At 41.4% G+C, this 16,696-nt stretch carries 17 protein-coding genes; 3 read left to right on the forward strand and 14 right to left on the reverse strand.

The window, feature by feature from the left end; all coding sequences use genetic code 11:
- Positions 1-88: 88 nt before the first annotated feature.
- The gene (locus tag H5162_RS05850; RefSeq protein WP_145241401.1) at positions 89-328 is read right to left on the reverse strand and encodes an RNA-binding protein; all 240 of its coding nucleotides are present in this window, start codon (positions 326-328) and stop codon (positions 89-91) included.
- A 133-nt stretch (positions 329-461) separates the two neighbouring features.
- On the opposite strand from H5162_RS05850, the gene H5162_RS05855 reads away from it, so the two are divergent.
- The 3 genes from H5162_RS05855 (at position 462) to H5162_RS21250 (ending at position 3,776) form a co-directional block, all read left to right on the forward strand.
- The gene (locus H5162_RS05855; RefSeq protein ID WP_220493068.1) at positions 462-989 is read left to right on the forward strand and encodes a YdcF family protein; all 528 of its coding nucleotides are present in this window, start codon (positions 462-464) and stop codon (positions 987-989) included.
- A 187-nt stretch (positions 990-1,176) separates the two neighbouring features.
- Positions 1,177-2,841, forward strand: coding sequence for an esterase-like activity of phytase family protein (locus H5162_RS05860; protein WP_257325537.1), 1,665 nt, complete (start codon positions 1,177-1,179; stop codon positions 2,839-2,841).
- 623 nt (positions 2,842-3,464) lie between these two features.
- Positions 3,465-3,776 (forward strand): hypothetical protein, encoded by a 312-nt coding sequence (locus H5162_RS21250; protein WP_220493532.1) that lies wholly within the window; start codon positions 3,465-3,467, stop codon positions 3,774-3,776.
- Positions 3,777-3,888: 112 nt separating this feature from the next.
- Here H5162_RS21250 and lipA read toward each other — a convergent pair whose 3' ends face one another.
- The 13 genes from lipA to leuS all read right to left on the reverse strand — a co-directional run bounded on the left by lipA (position 3,889) and on the right by leuS (position 16,645).
- Complete coding sequence (gene lipA / locus H5162_RS05870) at positions 3,889-4,854, reverse strand: lipoyl synthase (RefSeq protein ID WP_145240533.1); 966 nt, start codon at positions 4,852-4,854, stop codon at positions 3,889-3,891.
- Positions 4,851-5,504, reverse strand: a complete 654-nt coding sequence (gene lipB / locus H5162_RS05875; RefSeq protein ID WP_145240535.1) for a lipoyl(octanoyl) transferase LipB — start codon at positions 5,502-5,504, stop codon at positions 4,851-4,853. The genes lipA and lipB overlap by 4 nt, the downstream gene beginning before the upstream one ends.
- Positions 5,505-5,523: 19 nt before the next feature.
- Positions 5,524-5,802: a DUF493 family protein YbeD gene (ybeD, locus tag H5162_RS05880; RefSeq protein ID WP_145240537.1), complete on the reverse strand. Its 279-nt coding sequence runs from the start codon at positions 5,800-5,802 to the stop codon at positions 5,524-5,526.
- Positions 5,803-6,023: 221 nt separating this feature from the next.
- Positions 6,024-7,184 carry a serine hydrolase gene (locus H5162_RS05885; protein WP_145240539.1) on the reverse strand — a complete coding sequence of 387 codons (1,161 nt, stop codon included), beginning with the start codon at positions 7,182-7,184 and terminating at the stop codon, positions 6,024-6,026.
- A 54-nt stretch (positions 7,185-7,238) separates the two neighbouring features.
- The gene (locus tag H5162_RS05890; RefSeq protein WP_145240541.1) at positions 7,239-8,012 is read right to left on the reverse strand and encodes a septal ring lytic transglycosylase RlpA family protein; all 774 of its coding nucleotides are present in this window, start codon (positions 8,010-8,012) and stop codon (positions 7,239-7,241) included.
- The gene (gene rodA / locus H5162_RS05895; protein ID WP_145240543.1) at positions 8,012-9,118 is read right to left on the reverse strand and encodes a rod shape-determining protein RodA; all 1,107 of its coding nucleotides are present in this window, start codon (positions 9,116-9,118) and stop codon (positions 8,012-8,014) included. The genes H5162_RS05890 and rodA overlap by 1 nt, the downstream gene beginning before the upstream one ends.
- Positions 9,115-10,983, reverse strand: a complete 1,869-nt coding sequence (gene mrdA / locus H5162_RS05900) for a penicillin-binding protein 2 (RefSeq protein ID WP_145240545.1) — start codon at positions 10,981-10,983, stop codon at positions 9,115-9,117. Before mrdA ends, rodA begins: the two co-directional genes overlap by 4 nt.
- Positions 10,984-10,992: 9 nt before the next feature.
- Positions 10,993-11,463: a 23S rRNA (pseudouridine(1915)-N(3))-methyltransferase RlmH gene (rlmH, locus tag H5162_RS05905; protein WP_145240546.1), complete on the reverse strand. Its 471-nt coding sequence runs from the start codon at positions 11,461-11,463 to the stop codon at positions 10,993-10,995.
- A gap of 36 nt (positions 11,464-11,499) precedes the next feature.
- On the reverse strand, positions 11,500-11,817 hold the full coding sequence (gene rsfS, locus H5162_RS05910; protein WP_145240548.1) for a ribosome silencing factor: 318 nt from the start codon (positions 11,815-11,817) through the stop codon (positions 11,500-11,502).
- 53 nt (positions 11,818-11,870) lie between these two features.
- The gene (nadD, locus tag H5162_RS05915; protein WP_149980732.1) at positions 11,871-12,506 is read right to left on the reverse strand and encodes a nicotinate-nucleotide adenylyltransferase; all 636 of its coding nucleotides are present in this window, start codon (positions 12,504-12,506) and stop codon (positions 11,871-11,873) included.
- A 16-nt stretch (positions 12,507-12,522) separates the two neighbouring features.
- A complete protein-coding gene (gene holA / locus H5162_RS05920) occupies positions 12,523-13,560 on the reverse strand; it encodes a DNA polymerase III subunit delta (RefSeq protein ID WP_145240552.1) in 1,038 nt (345 codons plus the stop codon).
- A complete protein-coding gene (gene lptE / locus H5162_RS05925) occupies positions 13,560-14,054 on the reverse strand; it encodes an LPS assembly lipoprotein LptE (RefSeq protein ID WP_145240554.1) in 495 nt (164 codons plus the stop codon). The genes holA and lptE overlap by 1 nt, the downstream gene beginning before the upstream one ends.
- A gap of 2 nt (positions 14,055-14,056) precedes the next feature.
- The gene (gene leuS, locus H5162_RS05930; protein WP_182777946.1) at positions 14,057-16,645 is read right to left on the reverse strand and encodes a leucine--tRNA ligase; all 2,589 of its coding nucleotides are present in this window, start codon (positions 16,643-16,645) and stop codon (positions 14,057-14,059) included.
- Positions 16,646-16,696: the final 51 nt, after the last annotated feature.

The following is a 16,696-nucleotide window of genomic DNA, read 5'->3' on the forward strand; positions in this document are numbered from 1 at the left end:
TTGGGTGAAAGGGACTGGCGCAGAAGTTGTGTGGGGAAAAGCTAAAAGCCAGCGAAGAGTGCTGGCCTTTTGCAACAAAATAACACGTTTAAGCGTCAGCTTTCTTTACGCGGATCTTGCTTTTATCAACAGTACTTTGATTCAATGCTTTTATTGCTACAGCAGCTTCTGCATCGTTTGGCATTTCTACAAAGGCAAAGCCTTTCGATTGGCCGGTTTCTTTATCTAGTACTAAATTACAATCGGCTACTTTACCGTGTTCAGTAAAAAGTACGCGGATCTCATGTTCAGTGATAGTACGTGATAAGTTTCTAACTAATAGTTTCATAAAGAACCATGTTTTAAAAATAACAGTGTGGATTGTCTCAAGGAAAAGCCGTTTGACCTAATGATTAATTGCAAACCGCAAAAATAGTTTTAAGCTGATAGCCAAAGAATAAAAAACAATTGAGAATCGCGTAATGAGAGCAGCGACGAATAGCGAAATTAAAACGGCACTGATTGTTTTAGGTGGGCCAAATAACAACGATGGTAGTTTATCAGTAATAGCAAAAAGCCGTTGTCAGCGAGCTTATCAAATATACCAAGCAAACCCCTCTGTTAAGGTATTGTGCACCGGCGGGTTTGGCGCACATTTTAATACCACTAACCACGCCCATGGTGAATATACTAAAAGTTACTTAATTGAACTTGGCATACCCGAATCTGCTTTTTTACCGGTGGCACTAAGCCGCTTTACCTTTGAGGATGCGTTACTCACTAAGCCAATACTTATAGCGGAACATATAACCGAAGCCATTTTAGTCAGTTCAGAATTTCATATTGCGCGAGTTCATTATGTATTTAGTCATGTGCAGCCTAATTTAGAGCTAACTCTGGTAAGTGCTAAAACGCCATTGTCAGAGATTAAATTAGCGCAGTTGTATGCCCATGAACGTCAGGCAATGCAGCGTGAGGAAGCGAATGTGCTTAAGCTGCTCAGCGCTTAAATAAGTCCGTTAGTTACTTGTAATCGATTGAAGAGCCTCTTTATTTGATGTTTATTCATAATCAACTATGAATTTGTCATGCAAGTTTCATTGAAAGTTCAAGTTAGTAATTATTAGGCATTAATTGCTGTCATTTTTACTGCTTACTATGACCACTCTAATTATAAAAAGTATAAATGGAGTTGTTGTGAAAAAATTTAAACTAAACCTATCGTTCGTTTTAGTAACAGTATTACTAGGCGCATGTAGTGATGGTAAAGACGGTGCTAATGGGACAGATGGCACGAATGGTAATGGCGGTATAGACGGTGCTGTTGGATTAAACAGCTTAGTTATGCAAACAGAGTTGAATATGGGCGATAGCAACTGTTGGATGGGCGGCATAAAAATTGATTCGGGTTTGGATGCCGACCGCAATGGTGCTTTAGCCACAACAGAGGTTACAAGTACGTCCTTTCTTTGTAACCCTGATAATTTTGGGACTACCGGTGAGCGTCTATCTTATACCGTAATGCGCAACGAACTAGAAAATTATTATTACCCAGGATCTACTTTTGAGGTACGCAATGGTGGTTACGGCTCTGATATGGATGGTCACCCGATGAATACGACACAATTTTATGCTTTAACTGATCGTGGTCCTAATTCTAATTATCGAACCTCTCAAGAGGGCGCACCTCACGGTAATGGTAAGAAGTTCCCAACACCTGACTACACGCCGCGTATTGGTTTATTTGCAGTTCAGTCAACGGGTGATATCGCTAAGATTAAAGATATTTTGCTCAAAGATCGTGATGGTAACAATATTAGTGGCCTACCAAATTCAGCTGCATTAGGTGGAACAGGTGAAGTACCGTATACGACTGATGGCGAAGTTATTCGCGCAGATATGACGCAGCCGTATGACGAAGTTACTAACCCTGCAGTTTATGATGATTATGGTTTGGATGCCGAAGGTTTAGCTGCTTTAAAAGATGGTACTTTCTGGGTTAGCGATGAGTATGGTCCACACATGGTGCATTATGATGCTAACGGTAAAGAAATTGGCCGTATTAATGCATTTACCGCAGACATACGTACAGATGCTATTAATACTGATTACGGTTTGAAGATTAACTTACCAGCAGAGTTTGCTAATCGATGGGCTAACCGTGGTATGGAGGGGTTAGCGATCACACCTGATCAGAAAACATTAGTCGGCATTATGCAATCAAGCTTGGATAATCCGAGTAAAAACCGTACAGATTTAACTCGTATTGTCACTGTTGATTTAGAAACTGGCAATATTTCGCAATATTTGTATCGACAGGTTAAAGGGTCGAATTCTAACTCAGCAATTAAAGCGCTGAGCAACACGAGCTTCTTAGTACTTGAACGTGACGGTGCTTTTTATAACAAAGGTGATGAGACAGCACAAAAGCATGTTTATAAGATTGATATCAGCGGTGCGACCGATTTAGAAGCAGTTGCAGCAATGGGGGATATTGAACAAAATAGCAATTTAGGTTTAATCATTGCAGGTAAAACAATAGAGCAAGTTATAAATGATGCAGTTGATTATGATGCAGGTTGGGCTGAACTAGCTGCAAAGAATATCTTACCAGTGACAAAAAGCACATCGCCAGTTGTTGATATGGTTAACGAAGTTTCTTACCCACATGACAAGATGGAAGGTTTATGGCTTATCGATAATACGCGTTTGGGGGTGATTAATGATGATGACTTTGCTACTTGGTCTGAAGCCACTATTGGAGGGCCGTTAGGGCAAAAGTATTTAGATACTAATAATACTGTCGTTGATGGTAATACCTTGTATATAGTTGATGGTCTGGATTTATCACCTATTCAATAATCATAATGAATTCAAGCCGATTCACGTCGGCTTTTTTTATTACAATTTATAAAGGTTAGTGATGAAACATAAAAGCGAATTTGTCAGTGGTTTGTCATTATTATTAATTTGTAGCGCTGTTAGTGCCGATAATCCTGATGTGATTTCTCGATAGTATAAGGGTTTACTCGAGCCTAGCAAACTCACTTATAGTAATGAGTCGGCTAACGTAGACAGTTATTTTAGTGCATTTAAAGCCATAGTAGAGGCGGCAATCTTACGATGTAAATGGCTCATTATCACTTGATAAGAACCGTACAGTTAAGTTTTTCGATACTCTAGGTAGCTGTCAGCTGCAAAATTTAGGTTATTCGTTTCGTGAACGAATCGAAAATGGTAATTCAGAAGTGACATTGAAATTTCGCAGTCGGGATCGCTATATCGCTAATTTCGAAGATTTATCATCAGCGACTAACGGCACCAAGACTAAGCTAGAGGCTGACTGAGGAATAACCAATTCTGATTACCAAGTAGTTTATAGTCATTCAACTAAAGCACCAAATACTCGTACAATCAATGACTTTAAAGATATAAATACGCATGACTCTGGCTTTGAATCAGAGTTTAGTTTTAATGATAATTTGATGCTGGCACAAGTCGGCAACTTAACTATTTACGAGCGTGTTTATAAAGGAGCACAAATTGACTTAGGCTCAATTGATGCACAAGTCAGTGTAACACTATGGTACAGCGGTATTCCCTCGGCTGGTCAACAGCTAATCATCGCGCAGCCATCGTTTAAATATGAAGACTTCATGGCTAATTATACGCAAAAAGTAGTGCAACGAGCTTTGATTGCGTTCGATGGTATGAATAGTTTAAGTAGTTGGAACCTCACAGGGGGGCTGACTAAATCACAAGCCGTTTATCAATATAATCCTAGCTTTAGTAATTAAAGACATGCGAGATGAGTGTCGGTATCGATATAAATTGCACGTGATTAAGAAAACAAAAAGCCGTTAGTGATTTAATCCATTACTAACGGCTTTTTCAATTCTGTAAAAATGATTACTTCACTTCTTTACCCGCAGCTTGTTGATCAGCATGGTAGCTTGAACGAACAAATGGACCTGATGCGGCATGAGTAAAGCCAATTTCATCAGCGTACTCTTTAAGCGCGTCAAACTCTGCTGGTGGCACGTAGCGTTTTACAGGTAAGTGATGCTTTGATGGCTGTAGGTATTGGCCAACCGTTAGCATATCGACATTATGCGCGCGTAAATCACGCAGTACTTCTTCGATTTCGCTAATTTCTTCGCCAAGACCAACCATTAGACCTGATTTAGTTTTCACTTCAGGGTGTGCTTCTTTAAAGCGACGCAGTAATTCTAATGACCATTTGTAGTCAGCACCTGGGCGCGCAAGTTTATATAAACGCGGTGCAGTTTCAAGGTTATGATTGAATACATCTGGTGGCGTTTCTATTAAGATTTCAAGCGCTCGGTCCATGCGACCACGAAAATCAGGCACTAAAATTTCGATGGTGATTTTTGGGTTATACTTACGAATTTCACGAATACAATCAGCAAAATGTTGTGCGCCGCCATCACGTAAATCATCTCGATCCACTGAGGTGATCACTACATAGCTTAATTTCATATCGCGAATAGTAAGAGCCAACTTTTCAGGCTCTGCGGCGTCTGGTGTTAACGGACGGCCATGGGCAACATCACAAAATGGGCAACGACGAGTACAAATTGCGCCTAAAATCATAAAAGTTGCTGTACCGTGATTAAAGCATTCTGATAAGTTAGGGCAAGAGGCTTCTTCACACACTGAATGCAGTCCGTGCTTACGCATGGCTTGTTTAATGCCGTCGATCCGCTCGGTTGATTTAGGTAAGCGAATTTTTAGCCACTCTGGCTTGCGTAACATTTCGTTTTTTTCAGTGGGTAATACTTTTACTGGGATCAACGCCATTTTTTCAGCGTCGCGTAGTTTTACCCCTGGTTCCATCTTGACTGGTTTATTCATTCGTTTTCAAACCCTTCAGTATACTTAACCTGTGTCGCATTAAGTTTTTTAATCATATGTTTTACGAGACCAGCACCTGCTTGCGCAAGGTTTTCTGGGCCGTTCAAGTCGGTTGTTTGCACCATGTTCATACCGGCGTAACCACATGGGTTGATACGTAAAAACGGACTCATGTCCATGTTTACATTCAATGCTAGACCATGAAAAGAGCAGCCACGGCGAACACGAAGTCCTAATGATGCTATTTTGCTATCGTTAACATAAACCCCTGGGGCATCTGCTTTTGCGTAGGCTTTAATACCGTAATCATTGAGTGTATCGATAATACACTCTTCAAGCCATGTGACCAATTCTCGTACGCCAATTTTCAAGCGACGTAAGTTAAATAATACGTACATCATTTGCTGGCCCGGTCCGTGATAGGTTACTTGACCACCTCGGTCAACCTTGATCACTTCTATGTCGCCAGGGGCAAGTAGGTGTTCATCTTTACCTGCTTGGCCTTGCGTGAATACTGGCTCATGTTCAACGAGCCATATTTCATCCGCATCATGCTCAGTTCGAACATCAGTATAGTTTTGCATTTGTTGCCAAATTGGCATGTAACGCTGTTTACCAAGTTGACGGACGATTAAGGTATTTTCGCTCACAGCTTACTCCGCTTAGCGTTTAAAGCATGTGTCGTACGTCATCAATCGCACTTATCACGTTATAAATTTCTTCAATATGAGTGCCGCTGGTCACGGTAACGACTAAGCTAACTGACTCATAATTACCTTTGCTGCTAGGTTTAACTTTTGGCGCGTAATCGCCAGGGGCAATAGGTTGTAACTTAGTTAGAATTTGGTCAGTTAAGTTGACGTTTGCCAACCCCATTACTCTAAATGTAAAAGGGCAAGGGTATTCTAAATATTCATCAAATTTAGTATTTTTTACCGGTGTAGCCACGACGTTGACTCCTCATACTTATGTGCGTTTAGTACTATTTTACTAAACAATAAACCGATTAGATAACCTGTTCTCGACCTTTATAGCAATTGAATTAATCGCTTACGTAAGACAATTGGTATTCTGGTTATTTGCGGGTTAGATATGGGGCGCATTCTACCATCTTTAAAGCAAAAAAAAACGCCTTGCTTTGCAAGGCGCTTATATTATTTGGTAGCGTTTTACATTATTTGTAAACGTAGGTAATCATAAATTTTACTAAAGAAGCTACCTTCTTCAACTTCTTCAAGCGTTACCAGAGGATACTGAGCAATTACTTCGCCTTCAAGTTGTAAAGATAAAGTACCTACGGTAGAGCCTTTCGCTAATGGCGCCTCTAAAACTTTATCAAGTTTAAAGTCGGCTTTTAAATTTTTACGTTGGCCACGCGGAATAGTGATCGGCGTATCAACTAAAATGCCTAACGATACATTTTCTTTGTTACCCATCCAAATACGTTGCTCGGCAAAACTGTCGCCGGCTTTGTAAGGTGTGATTGTTTCAAAAAAACGAAAACCATAGTTAAGTAATTTTTTACTTTCTACTTTACGTGCACGTTCACTCGAAGTACCCATAACCACGGCGATTAAACGCATATCATCTTTAGTCGCTGAACTTACTAAGCTGTAACCGGCTTCCGATGTATGACCGGTTTTTATACCATCAACGTTTAAGCTTTCATCCCATAACAGTGAGTTACGGTTGTATTGCTTAATGCCGTTAAAAGTAAATGATTTTTGTGCGTAAACTGCATACTCGTCAGGCACATCACGAATAAGTGCTGCACCTAAGGTGGCCATATCTCGAGGGGTTGTGAAGTGTTCGTTGGTATCTAAGCCATGGCTGTTAATGAAGTGGCTGTTACTCATACCTAATTTCTCAGCATGGGCATTCATTAAGTCTGCAAATGCGCTTTCGCTACCGGCAATATGTTCTGCCATAGCCACACAGGCATCATTACCTGATTGAATAATTATACCGTGGTTTAAATCATCGACAGTGACCTGCTTACCGACTTCGATAAACATTTTTGATGATTCAGGAAAGTTTTTAGCCCACGCTTTTTCGCTCACTGTGACCATATCGGTTGGGGCAATGTTACCCGCTTTGATTTCGGTACCAATGACATAGCTGGTCATCATTTTAGTTAAACTGGCAGGTGCTAGGCGAGTATCAGGTTCACCTTCAGCTATAATTTTACCTGTAGTAAAATCAACAAGAAAATAACCTTTTGCATTAACTTGAGGTGGGGCTGGGATGATTTGGGCGGTCGCAGAAAAAACGGCAGCAGAGCAAACAACGCTACACACACCGCTAATAATTTTGGATTTAATAGATTTCATCATACTCATTAATGGTTAAAGTTAAAGATTCGCGTTTACCTCATTCTAAAGGTGTTATTCACTATAAAGCAAGAACGCGTTTTGAAATTGATCCTGTTTTAATTTTTCAAGTACTTGCTGAGCTTGCTCAGCATTTTTAATTGGCCCTAAACGCAGCCTATAAATAGCATCTTTTTCCACAATATTAGTGGGTAATTGATATTGCTGGCGTAGGGTGTACGCTAATGCTTCAATATTTTCTAAGGTACTGCCTGCAGCGACTTGAATATAACTCAAACGCGCAGTCGAATCGGGCATTGTGATAGCCTCAAGCTTAACCTTGGCTGTACCATGATGATAGTAACCAAGTTTATACGCTGCTGCATAGGATAAATCGATTAAGCGGTCATCATGAAATGGGCCACGATCATTTACACGGACAATCACAGACTTGCCATTACTGGTGTTGGTTACTTTTACAAAGCTTGGTAAGGGTAACGTTTTATGAGCGGCAGTCATCGCGAACATATCATATATTTCGCCATTTGAGGTGTGGTAACCATGAAATTTGCGCCCATACCATGAGGCGATACCTTCTTCGCTATAGCCAGTTTCATCCAGCATCGGAGTATAGTTTTTGCCATTAACGGTGTAAGCGCGGCCAGCACTGGCACTTTTGGTAACTTTAGTGACTATGGCATCTTGCATTTCTAATTCAGTTGGCGCGCGAAGTGGTGCAGAATCATGGCGCATACTATACCGGTCACTGTGATTTATGCCTGAGGAACTACAAGCGCTTAAAACAATCATTAACCATGAACAACTGAACAACTTTAGACAGTAACGCATTACTTTAATAGCATCCTTTTATCAGTTGCGATAGACATAATAATGCCAAATCCAGCCATTAAGGTAACCATCGATGTACCGCCATAACTTATTAATGGCAATGGTACACCCACTACAGGCAGTAACCCTGATACCATGCCAATATTTACAAATACATAAACAAAAAAAGTCAGGGTCAGTGCACCTGCCAGTAATTTACCAAATGCATCTTGGGCATTAACCGCGATATATAAACCGCGACCAATGATGAATAGATACATGCATAATAAAACACATACACCAAAAAGACCAAACTCCTCACTAAGTACAGAGAAGATAAAATCAGTATGGCGTTCGGGTAAAAATTCTAATTGTGATTGGGTGCCTTGCAACCAACCTTTACCTTCAATACCACCGGAGCCAATTGCTATTTTTGATTGAATAATATGGTAACCAGAGCCAAGAGGATCGCTTTCTGGATTGAACAAAGTTAGTACCCGCTGTTTTTGATAGTCATGCATACCGTAATGCCAAAAAGGCCACGCAGCTAAAGCAACCAAAGCGCTCAAAAAGCCGATTAATCGCCAGCTTAGACCAGACAAAAATAATACAAATATCCCTGAACTGGCGATTAAGATAGATGTGCCTAAGTCGGGCTGCTCTTTGATCAGGAGTGTGGGAACCATAACAATGGTAAAACCAACAACTAAGTGTAGTGCTCTAGGCGGTAAATGATTACGGCCAATATACCAAGCCACCATCATAGGCACGGCTATTTTCATTAATTCAGCAGGTTGAAAACGGGTAATACCTAAATCTAACCAGCGCTGAGCGCCTTTGGAGCTGACGCCAAATAACAGCACCGCAACTAGCATCAGTAACCCAGCACAATATAAAGGAATAACTAAACGCTTTAAGGTCGCTGGTGAAAATTGCGCCAAAATAAGCATGCCTAAAATTGCGCCGCCCATCCTGGTAATATGGCGGATCATCATTGCCGGGTCTTGACCACTGGCGCTATAAACAACGGTTACACTGCCTGCCATCATTAATAGCAATGCCAGTAGTAGCGGCAAGTCAAGATGCATACGCACCCAGATTGAACGACCATCATGTAGAGTAGTCATGGTGTGTTATTCCTGGCAAGATTAACGGGATTTGCAGCAAAGTAGTAATCCATTAGTTGGCGAGCAATTTGCACACCGCCATGATTGTTTTCTAGAACAACAGAAACAACGATTCTGGGATCCTCATAAGGTGCAAAGCCTACATAGATAGTGTTATCACGTTGACGCTCTTTGAGGGATTTTGCATCGTAGCGTTCACCTTGAGCAATACTGACTATTTGTGCGGTGCCTGTTTTACCTGCTGAATCGTAATTTGTTCCTTTAAATGCTTTGTGAGCGGTACCAGAGGCTTTTTGTACTGTGTTATGCATAGCATCTAAAGCGATTTGCCAATGGTGAGGTTCTTTTAAAAAAATCGGGGGTTTTTCTTCATTATTGATTTGTGTAACTTCATCGTCTTTTTTCACAACTTGTACTAAGTGTGGTGGGTGGTTAATTCCACGGTTCACTAATATATTCATCGCGTTTGCGATTTGTAGGGGGGTTGCGGTCCAATAACCTTGGCCAATGCCAACTGAGATTGTATCGCCACGCCACCATGATTCTTTAAAACGGCCTTCTTTCCATTCTTTTGAGGGCAAAATAGCCGTGGTTTCTTCATGAATATCAATGCCGGTTAAATCACCGTAGCCAAACTGTGCCATAAAATCACTGATTTTTGTGATCCCTAATCGATAAGAGACATCATAAAAGTAGGTATCGCACGACTCTTCAATGGCTTTGTAAACATCAACATGACCATGGCCCCAACGTTTCCAATCTCGCCATTTATGATCAACATTCGGAATTTGAAAGAAGCCAGGATCCCACATTGACGTTTGCTCGGTAACGAGACCTTCTTCAAGAGCAAGAACTGCCATGTGAGGTTTTACCGTCGATGCTGGTGCATAACGTCCTTGTGTGGTTCTATTTATAAGAGGTCGGTCAGGGTTTAATAGGGCTTTATAGTTTTTACTGCTAATACCGTGAACAAATAAGTTCGGATCATAACTGGGATTAGAATACAGTGCTAACACGCCACCGTCTTTAGCGTCCATGACGACTACAGCGCCACGCATATCTTTAAGTGCATGTTGGGCAATCTGCTGCAAGCCAACATCAAGGGTGAGCACTAAATCATTACCTGGTTGCGGAGGAGTCATGCTTAAGGTACGAATGACACGACCACGATTATTGACTTCAACCCGCTGCGAGCCTACTTGGCCATGCAGCAGTTGTTCATAATATTTCTCAATACCGAGTTTACCAATATCATGGGTTGCACGGTAATTAGTACCTTGCTCTTGTGATTCGAGCTGAGCCAGTTCTTTTTTATTGAGTTTAGCGACGTAACCTAACGCATGAGTTAGGGTGTCTGCAAACGGGTAGTAGCGTGCCAAACGTGCTTCGATACTAAACCCAGGGAATTTATACTGATTAACTGAAAAACGCGCTACTTCTTGTTCGTTTAAACGTGCTTTTAATACTTGGCTCTTAAAGCGACGGTTATGCTTTATATCATCAAGAAAATCGTTTTTTTGTTGCTCTGAGATATCAATAAATTGTGTCAGTGCTGACAGTGATGCATCAAGATCGTCAACTTCTTCAGGAATGACTTCTAAATTATAAACCGGTTTATTTTCAGCAAGCAACACACCATTGCGGTCATAAATAAGGCCTCGGTTAGGAGCAATAGGAATAACTTTAATGCGATTGTCGTTAGAACGTGTTTGATAATCTTGGTGATCGTCAACTTGAATGGTATATAAATTGGAAAGTAAAACCGCGACTAAAATAGTAACAAATACAAACCCCACAAAGGCGCGACGAGCAAATAGGTTAGCTTCTGCTGAGTGGTCTCTAATTGTGGGTCTGTGTTTGCGCATGAGTAAATGTTACTCGCGATGATACGGGTGGTTATTGTTTAAGCTCCAGCCTCTATATAGACTTTCAGCAACAATAATACGCACCAATGGATGTGGTAGGGTCAAATTTGATAATGACCATTTTTGCTCTGAGGCAGCAATACATTCTGGTGCTAAGCCTTCAGGGCCGCCAATTAGCAAACTTACATCGCGGCCATCCAGTTGCCACTTCTCCATGTCTTTTGCTAATTGGTGAGTATCAAGCGCTTTGCCTGTTACCTCAAGCGTAACAATACGATTGCCTTTAGGGATAGCGGCTAAGGTTTTTTCGCCTTCAATATGCAAAATACGTTTAATATCTGCATTTTTACCACGTTTACCTGCGGGAATTTCAATTAACTCCAGCGCCATATCTTTTGGAAAGCGGCGCTGATATTGTGCAAAACCCGTTTCTACCCACGCTGGCATTTTGGTGCCAACGGCAATCATCTGTATTTTCACGTGTTACATCCAAGCTCTAGTAAAATTAGTGAGCAATTAGCTCCATAGTTTTTCGAGGTCGTAATAGCTACGTGCTTGATCTTGCATTACGTGTACGATTACATCGCCTAAATCAACCAGTGCCCATTCACCATCGCTTTGGCCTTCATAACCTAGAGGCTCTTGACCTGCGTGACGAGCTTCTTTTGCTAAATGATCAGCAATTGACAATACATGACGTTTCGAAGTACCAGAGCACACGACCATAAAATCGGTGATGTCTGAGCTTGCGCTTACATCAATATTAACCACATCACGTGCTTTCATATCGTCAATTTTGTCTATTGCAAAGGCGAGTAGTTGTTTCGTATCCAAGGTGTTATCTCATTTAAAAGTGAATAGCTGTTATTTTATCACGCAACTGGTATTTATTCATCACTTAGATAAAGTTGCTGTGATTGAATATACTGACTCACGCCAGTAGGAAGAAGTTCATTGTAATCTATGGCATTTTTAATCGCCTTGCGAATATCGCTTGAGGCAATAGCCATTTCTTCGCCAGCTAAAAAATATAATTTTCCACCAGCTTGCGTTGTAAGCTCTGCGCTATTACTACATTCTGCGGCTTGTTGGTATGCGAGTAACTCGCCATGGGCAGTGCATTTTAGGCCCGGGCGTTGAAATACCACAATATGACAAAGCTGAGTAATTGTTTGCCACTCAAACCATTTATCTAAGTTATTAAACGAATCCATGCCAATTAAAAATAATAATGGTTGATCTGGAAATTGTGTGCGGATCTCTTGCAGGCTTAATAATGAATATGACGGGCCACTGCGATTGAGTTCGCGTAAATCGAGTTGAAAATATGGGTAAGGTGCAATCGCTGCATTGAGCATTGCGATGCGATGCTGCGTACTTATCCCAGGTGCAGTCTTATGAGCTGGAATAGCACAAGGCATAAAGTATAAAGTCGCTAAATTAAAGTGTTTTACACAGTGCTTCGCCATATTTATATGGCCTAAGTGAACGGGGTCGAAGGTGCCACCAAACAGTGCAATCATTATAAACGCCTAATAATTAGTTAAGTGGGTGCGCAGGCAGTGGGATCACCAATGGCTGACAAAACACCAAACAAATATGTGCCAAAGCTTGATAAGGCTTGATTAAGTTACCTTGTTTATAGCTGGCATCAAATTGTGCGAGCAACTGGGTGATTTGCTCTAAAGTATGTATCGACAAACGATTAAGTGCTTGTTGAATCGGCCCTTGCTGATTTTTCCAGATGGCTTTTTGTTTAAATAGCGTTGCCAGTTGTTCACCTTGTTGTAAGCCTAATTGTAGGCTTAGTAAGGTATTTGCTTCTTTAGTAATGGTCCATAAGATACTCACAGCTTCAGTGTTATCGCCAGCGAGTTTATTTAATACTTTAATTGCTTGGCGACTATTACCTTGTAGCAGTGCATCACTTAAATCAAAAATATCAAACTTGGCTTGATTAAGTAGGCCTTGTAAAACCTGCTGTTGATCGATCATAGCAGTGCCATGCAATAACGACAGTTTTTCGAGCTCTTGAAAACACGCTAACAAATTACCTTCAGTAGCATCAATTAGGGTGCGTTTGGCATCTGCTTGCATATTGATTTTTAAGCGCTGGCACTGCTCATCAAGCCAACGGCTTAAATGATTGCCGGTCAGGGGGTAGCAGGGTACAAATACGCCCAGTTTATCTAACGACTTAAACCAAGCACTGCGCTGAATATCTTGACTGGCCTTGGCCCCTTTTACAATAAGTACGGTGTCGGGGTTATTTAGTGCTACGAGCTGTTTAAACGTTTGGCTACCAACAATACCTGGCTTTTGAAAATTAAGATCTAGCTCGATTAAAGTGCGAGCACTAAATAACGACATACTTTGATATTGCGCTATTAGCTCTTGCCAATCAAAACCGGGCATTAAGGTAAATTTAACAACCTCATCAAAACCTTGCTGTTTCGCAATCTGACGAATTTGTTGAGCGCATTGTGCTACTTGAAAGGGTTCTTCACCAAATACTAAATAAAAAGGCTGTAAGCCTTTTTTTAATTCATTGGGTAATTGATTCGCATAACAGCGCATTATAGTTGCGACAGCTCTCTAACAATACGACGACTAGCTTGCATGCGAATTTCATTCAGTAGCAACTCTAACTCTTTTGCTTTTGCTAAAGCGTTATCTGGGTCGTCTTGATAATTACGATAAAGCTCAAAACGTTGTTCAATTGCTTCTTTGCCTGGGCGCTTGAGTAAGTAGCGAACACTATAAGCTAACTCGTACTCGGCAACCTGACCATTTTTAAATAATGATAAGGTTTGGCGTTCAAGACGATCTTTATATAAATACAGCTGAGCGACGTTTTTCTTAGGCGTGTCGAGTAACTCAACTTTGCTCAATGTGAGTTCTTTGCCAAGCATCGCAAATAACGCTGATTTTTCATCATCACCGTTTAAAGTTAAGGTGGCCAAGTCATCAGGCAGACTTGAGGCTTTTTTAAGGTGAAAGCCGCAGCTAGATAACAAAAAACAGACTAGCGCTAAGGCTAGTCCGTTTTTAATGGCATGAATAGCAGCCATAATTAGTTAGCAACCACGTTAAGTAGTTTACCTGGTACGTAAATAACCTTACGGATTGTTACGCCATCAGTGAACTTAGATACGTTAGGTTCAGCAAATGCTAGTGCTTCTACTTGCTCTTTAGTAGCATCAGCTGGCACCGTTAATTTTGCGCGTAGTTTACCGTTAACTTGCACGATGATCAGTTTTTCATCTTCAACAAGGGCAGACTCATCAACTACGGGCCAAGACGCATCTAAAATATCGCCTTCTTTACCCAATTCTTGCCACAATTGATGTGACAAATGCGGCGTAATTGGTGCAAGCATAATTAGCAGCGCTTCAAGCGCTTCGTTGGCAATCGCTACATCTTGTTTGTCAGCTAAAGGTGCTTTTAACAATTTGTTTGAGATTTCCATGATTGCCGCAATGGCAGTGTTGAATGTTTGACGACGTTCAACATCATCAGTCACTTTTGCAATTGCTTTGTGCAGCTCACGACGAAGCACTTTTTGCTCGTTATTTAATGCTGATTTGTCTAATGCTTGGAAACCAACAGTGTTTACATCAACCGCATATTTCCATACACGTTTAATGAAACGATGTGCCCCTTCAACACCTGAATCAGACCATTCAAGCGTTTGCTCTGGCGGTGCGGTAAACATCATAAATAAACGTACCGTATCAGCGCCGTATTGAGCGATAACTTGTTGCGGGTCGATACCGTTATTTTTTGATTTAGACATTTTGCTCATGCCTGATGAGAATACTGGCTCGCCGTCAACTTTATGCCATGCTTTAGTCACGCGGCCTTTGTCGTCTGTTTCAGTATTTACATCACTAGGGGAAATCCAAATGTCGCCACCTTTTTCATCTTTACGATAAAATGTTTCGGCAAGTACCATGCCTTGGCATAATAAGCGGTCAAATGGCTCATCTGAATTAACTAAGCCAAAATCACGTAATAATTTATGGAAAAAGCGCGAATACAATAAATGTAAAATAGCGTGCTCAATACCACCAATGTATTGGTTTACTGGTAACCAGTAGTTTGCCGCAGCTGGATCTAGCATACCTTTGTCATGGCGTGGACTACAGTAACGTGCGTAGTACCAAGATGATTCCATAAACGTATCAAAAGTGTCAGTTTCATGAAACGCAGGTGCGCCATTAACTGTGGTTTTAGCCCATTGTGGATCTGCTTTGATTGGCGATGTTACACCGTTCATTACCACGTCTTCTGGTAAGCGCACCGGCAGCATATCTTCAGTCGCAGCAAGTTCGTTACCGTTTTCATCGCTTAACATTGGGATTGGTGAACCCCAATAACGCTGACGGCTAACACCCCAATCACGTAAACGGAAGTTTACTTTACGCTCACCAACACCCAGTGCTTCAAGTTTGTCAGCAATAGCCTTAAATGCGCCATCAAAATCAAGGCCATCAAATTCAGCTGAATTTACCAGCACACCTTTTTCAGTGAATGCCGCTTCATTTAGGTTTACTTCAAGATCTGAACCTGCGACAGGTGCAATGACTTGTTTGATGTCTAAACCGTAAGCGGTAGCAAATTCAAAGTCCCGTTGGTCGTGCGCGGGTACGGCCATTACAGCACCTGAGCCATAATGCATTAATACAAAGTTGGCAACCCAAATTGGTACTTGCTCACCGGTAAGTGGGTGAGTAGCAAAAAAGCCCGTTGCGATGCCTTTTTTCTCCATCGTCGCCATATCAGCTTCAGCTACTTTGGTGTTTTTGCATTCATCAACAAAGCGTGCCACAGCGTCGCTATTTTTAGCTGCTTCTTGTGCGATAGGGTGTCCGCCTGCAACAGCAACATAAGTCACACCCATAAAGGTATCAGGGCGAGTGGTATAAACGCTGAATGTTTCGTTGTTATCGGTGCGTTTAAACTCAATATCTACCCCTTCAGAGCGACCAATCCAGTTGCGCTGCATGGTTTTAACTTGCTCTGGCCAATCTTCTAACTTGTCTAAGTCGTCAAGTAGCTCTTGCGCGTAGTCAGTGATTTTAATAAACCACTGTGGAATTTCTTTTTGTTCAACTACAGCACCTGAACGCCAACCGCGACCATCAATAACTTGCTCGTTAGCAAGTACTGTTTGGTCTACTGGATCCCAGTTTACCGTTGACATTTTTTTGTACACTAGGCCTTTTTCGTAAAGCTTAGTGAAGAACCACTGTTCCCATTTGTAATATTCTGGATGGCAAGTTGCGATCTCACGATCCCAGTCATAACCAAAACCTAATTGCTTAAGTTGGGTACGCATGTAATCGATGTTCTCGTAGGTCCATTTTGCTGGCGCAGTTTTATTTTTAATTGCCGCATTTTCAGCCGGTAGACCAAACGCGTCCCAACCCATAGGTTGCATTACGTTTTTGCCTTGCAAGCGTTGGAAACGAGAAACAACATCACCAATCGTGTAGTTACGCACATGACCCATATGGAGTCGGCCGCTTGGGTAAGGGAACATAGAAAGGCAATAATACTTTTCTTTGCTCTCGTCTTCAGTGGCTTTAAATACTTGGTTTTCTTCCCAGTAGGCTTGGACTTTTGACTCTATGTCTTGCGGGTTATATTGCTCTTGCATCTACGGTTCCAGACTTCTTGCAAACTAATAAAAAATTGCCGTTAGGATACC

Source organism: Pseudoalteromonas sp. SR41-8 (genome assembly GCF_014163915.1).
GTDB lineage: Bacteria > Pseudomonadota > Gammaproteobacteria > Enterobacterales > Alteromonadaceae > Pseudoalteromonas > Pseudoalteromonas rhizosphaerae.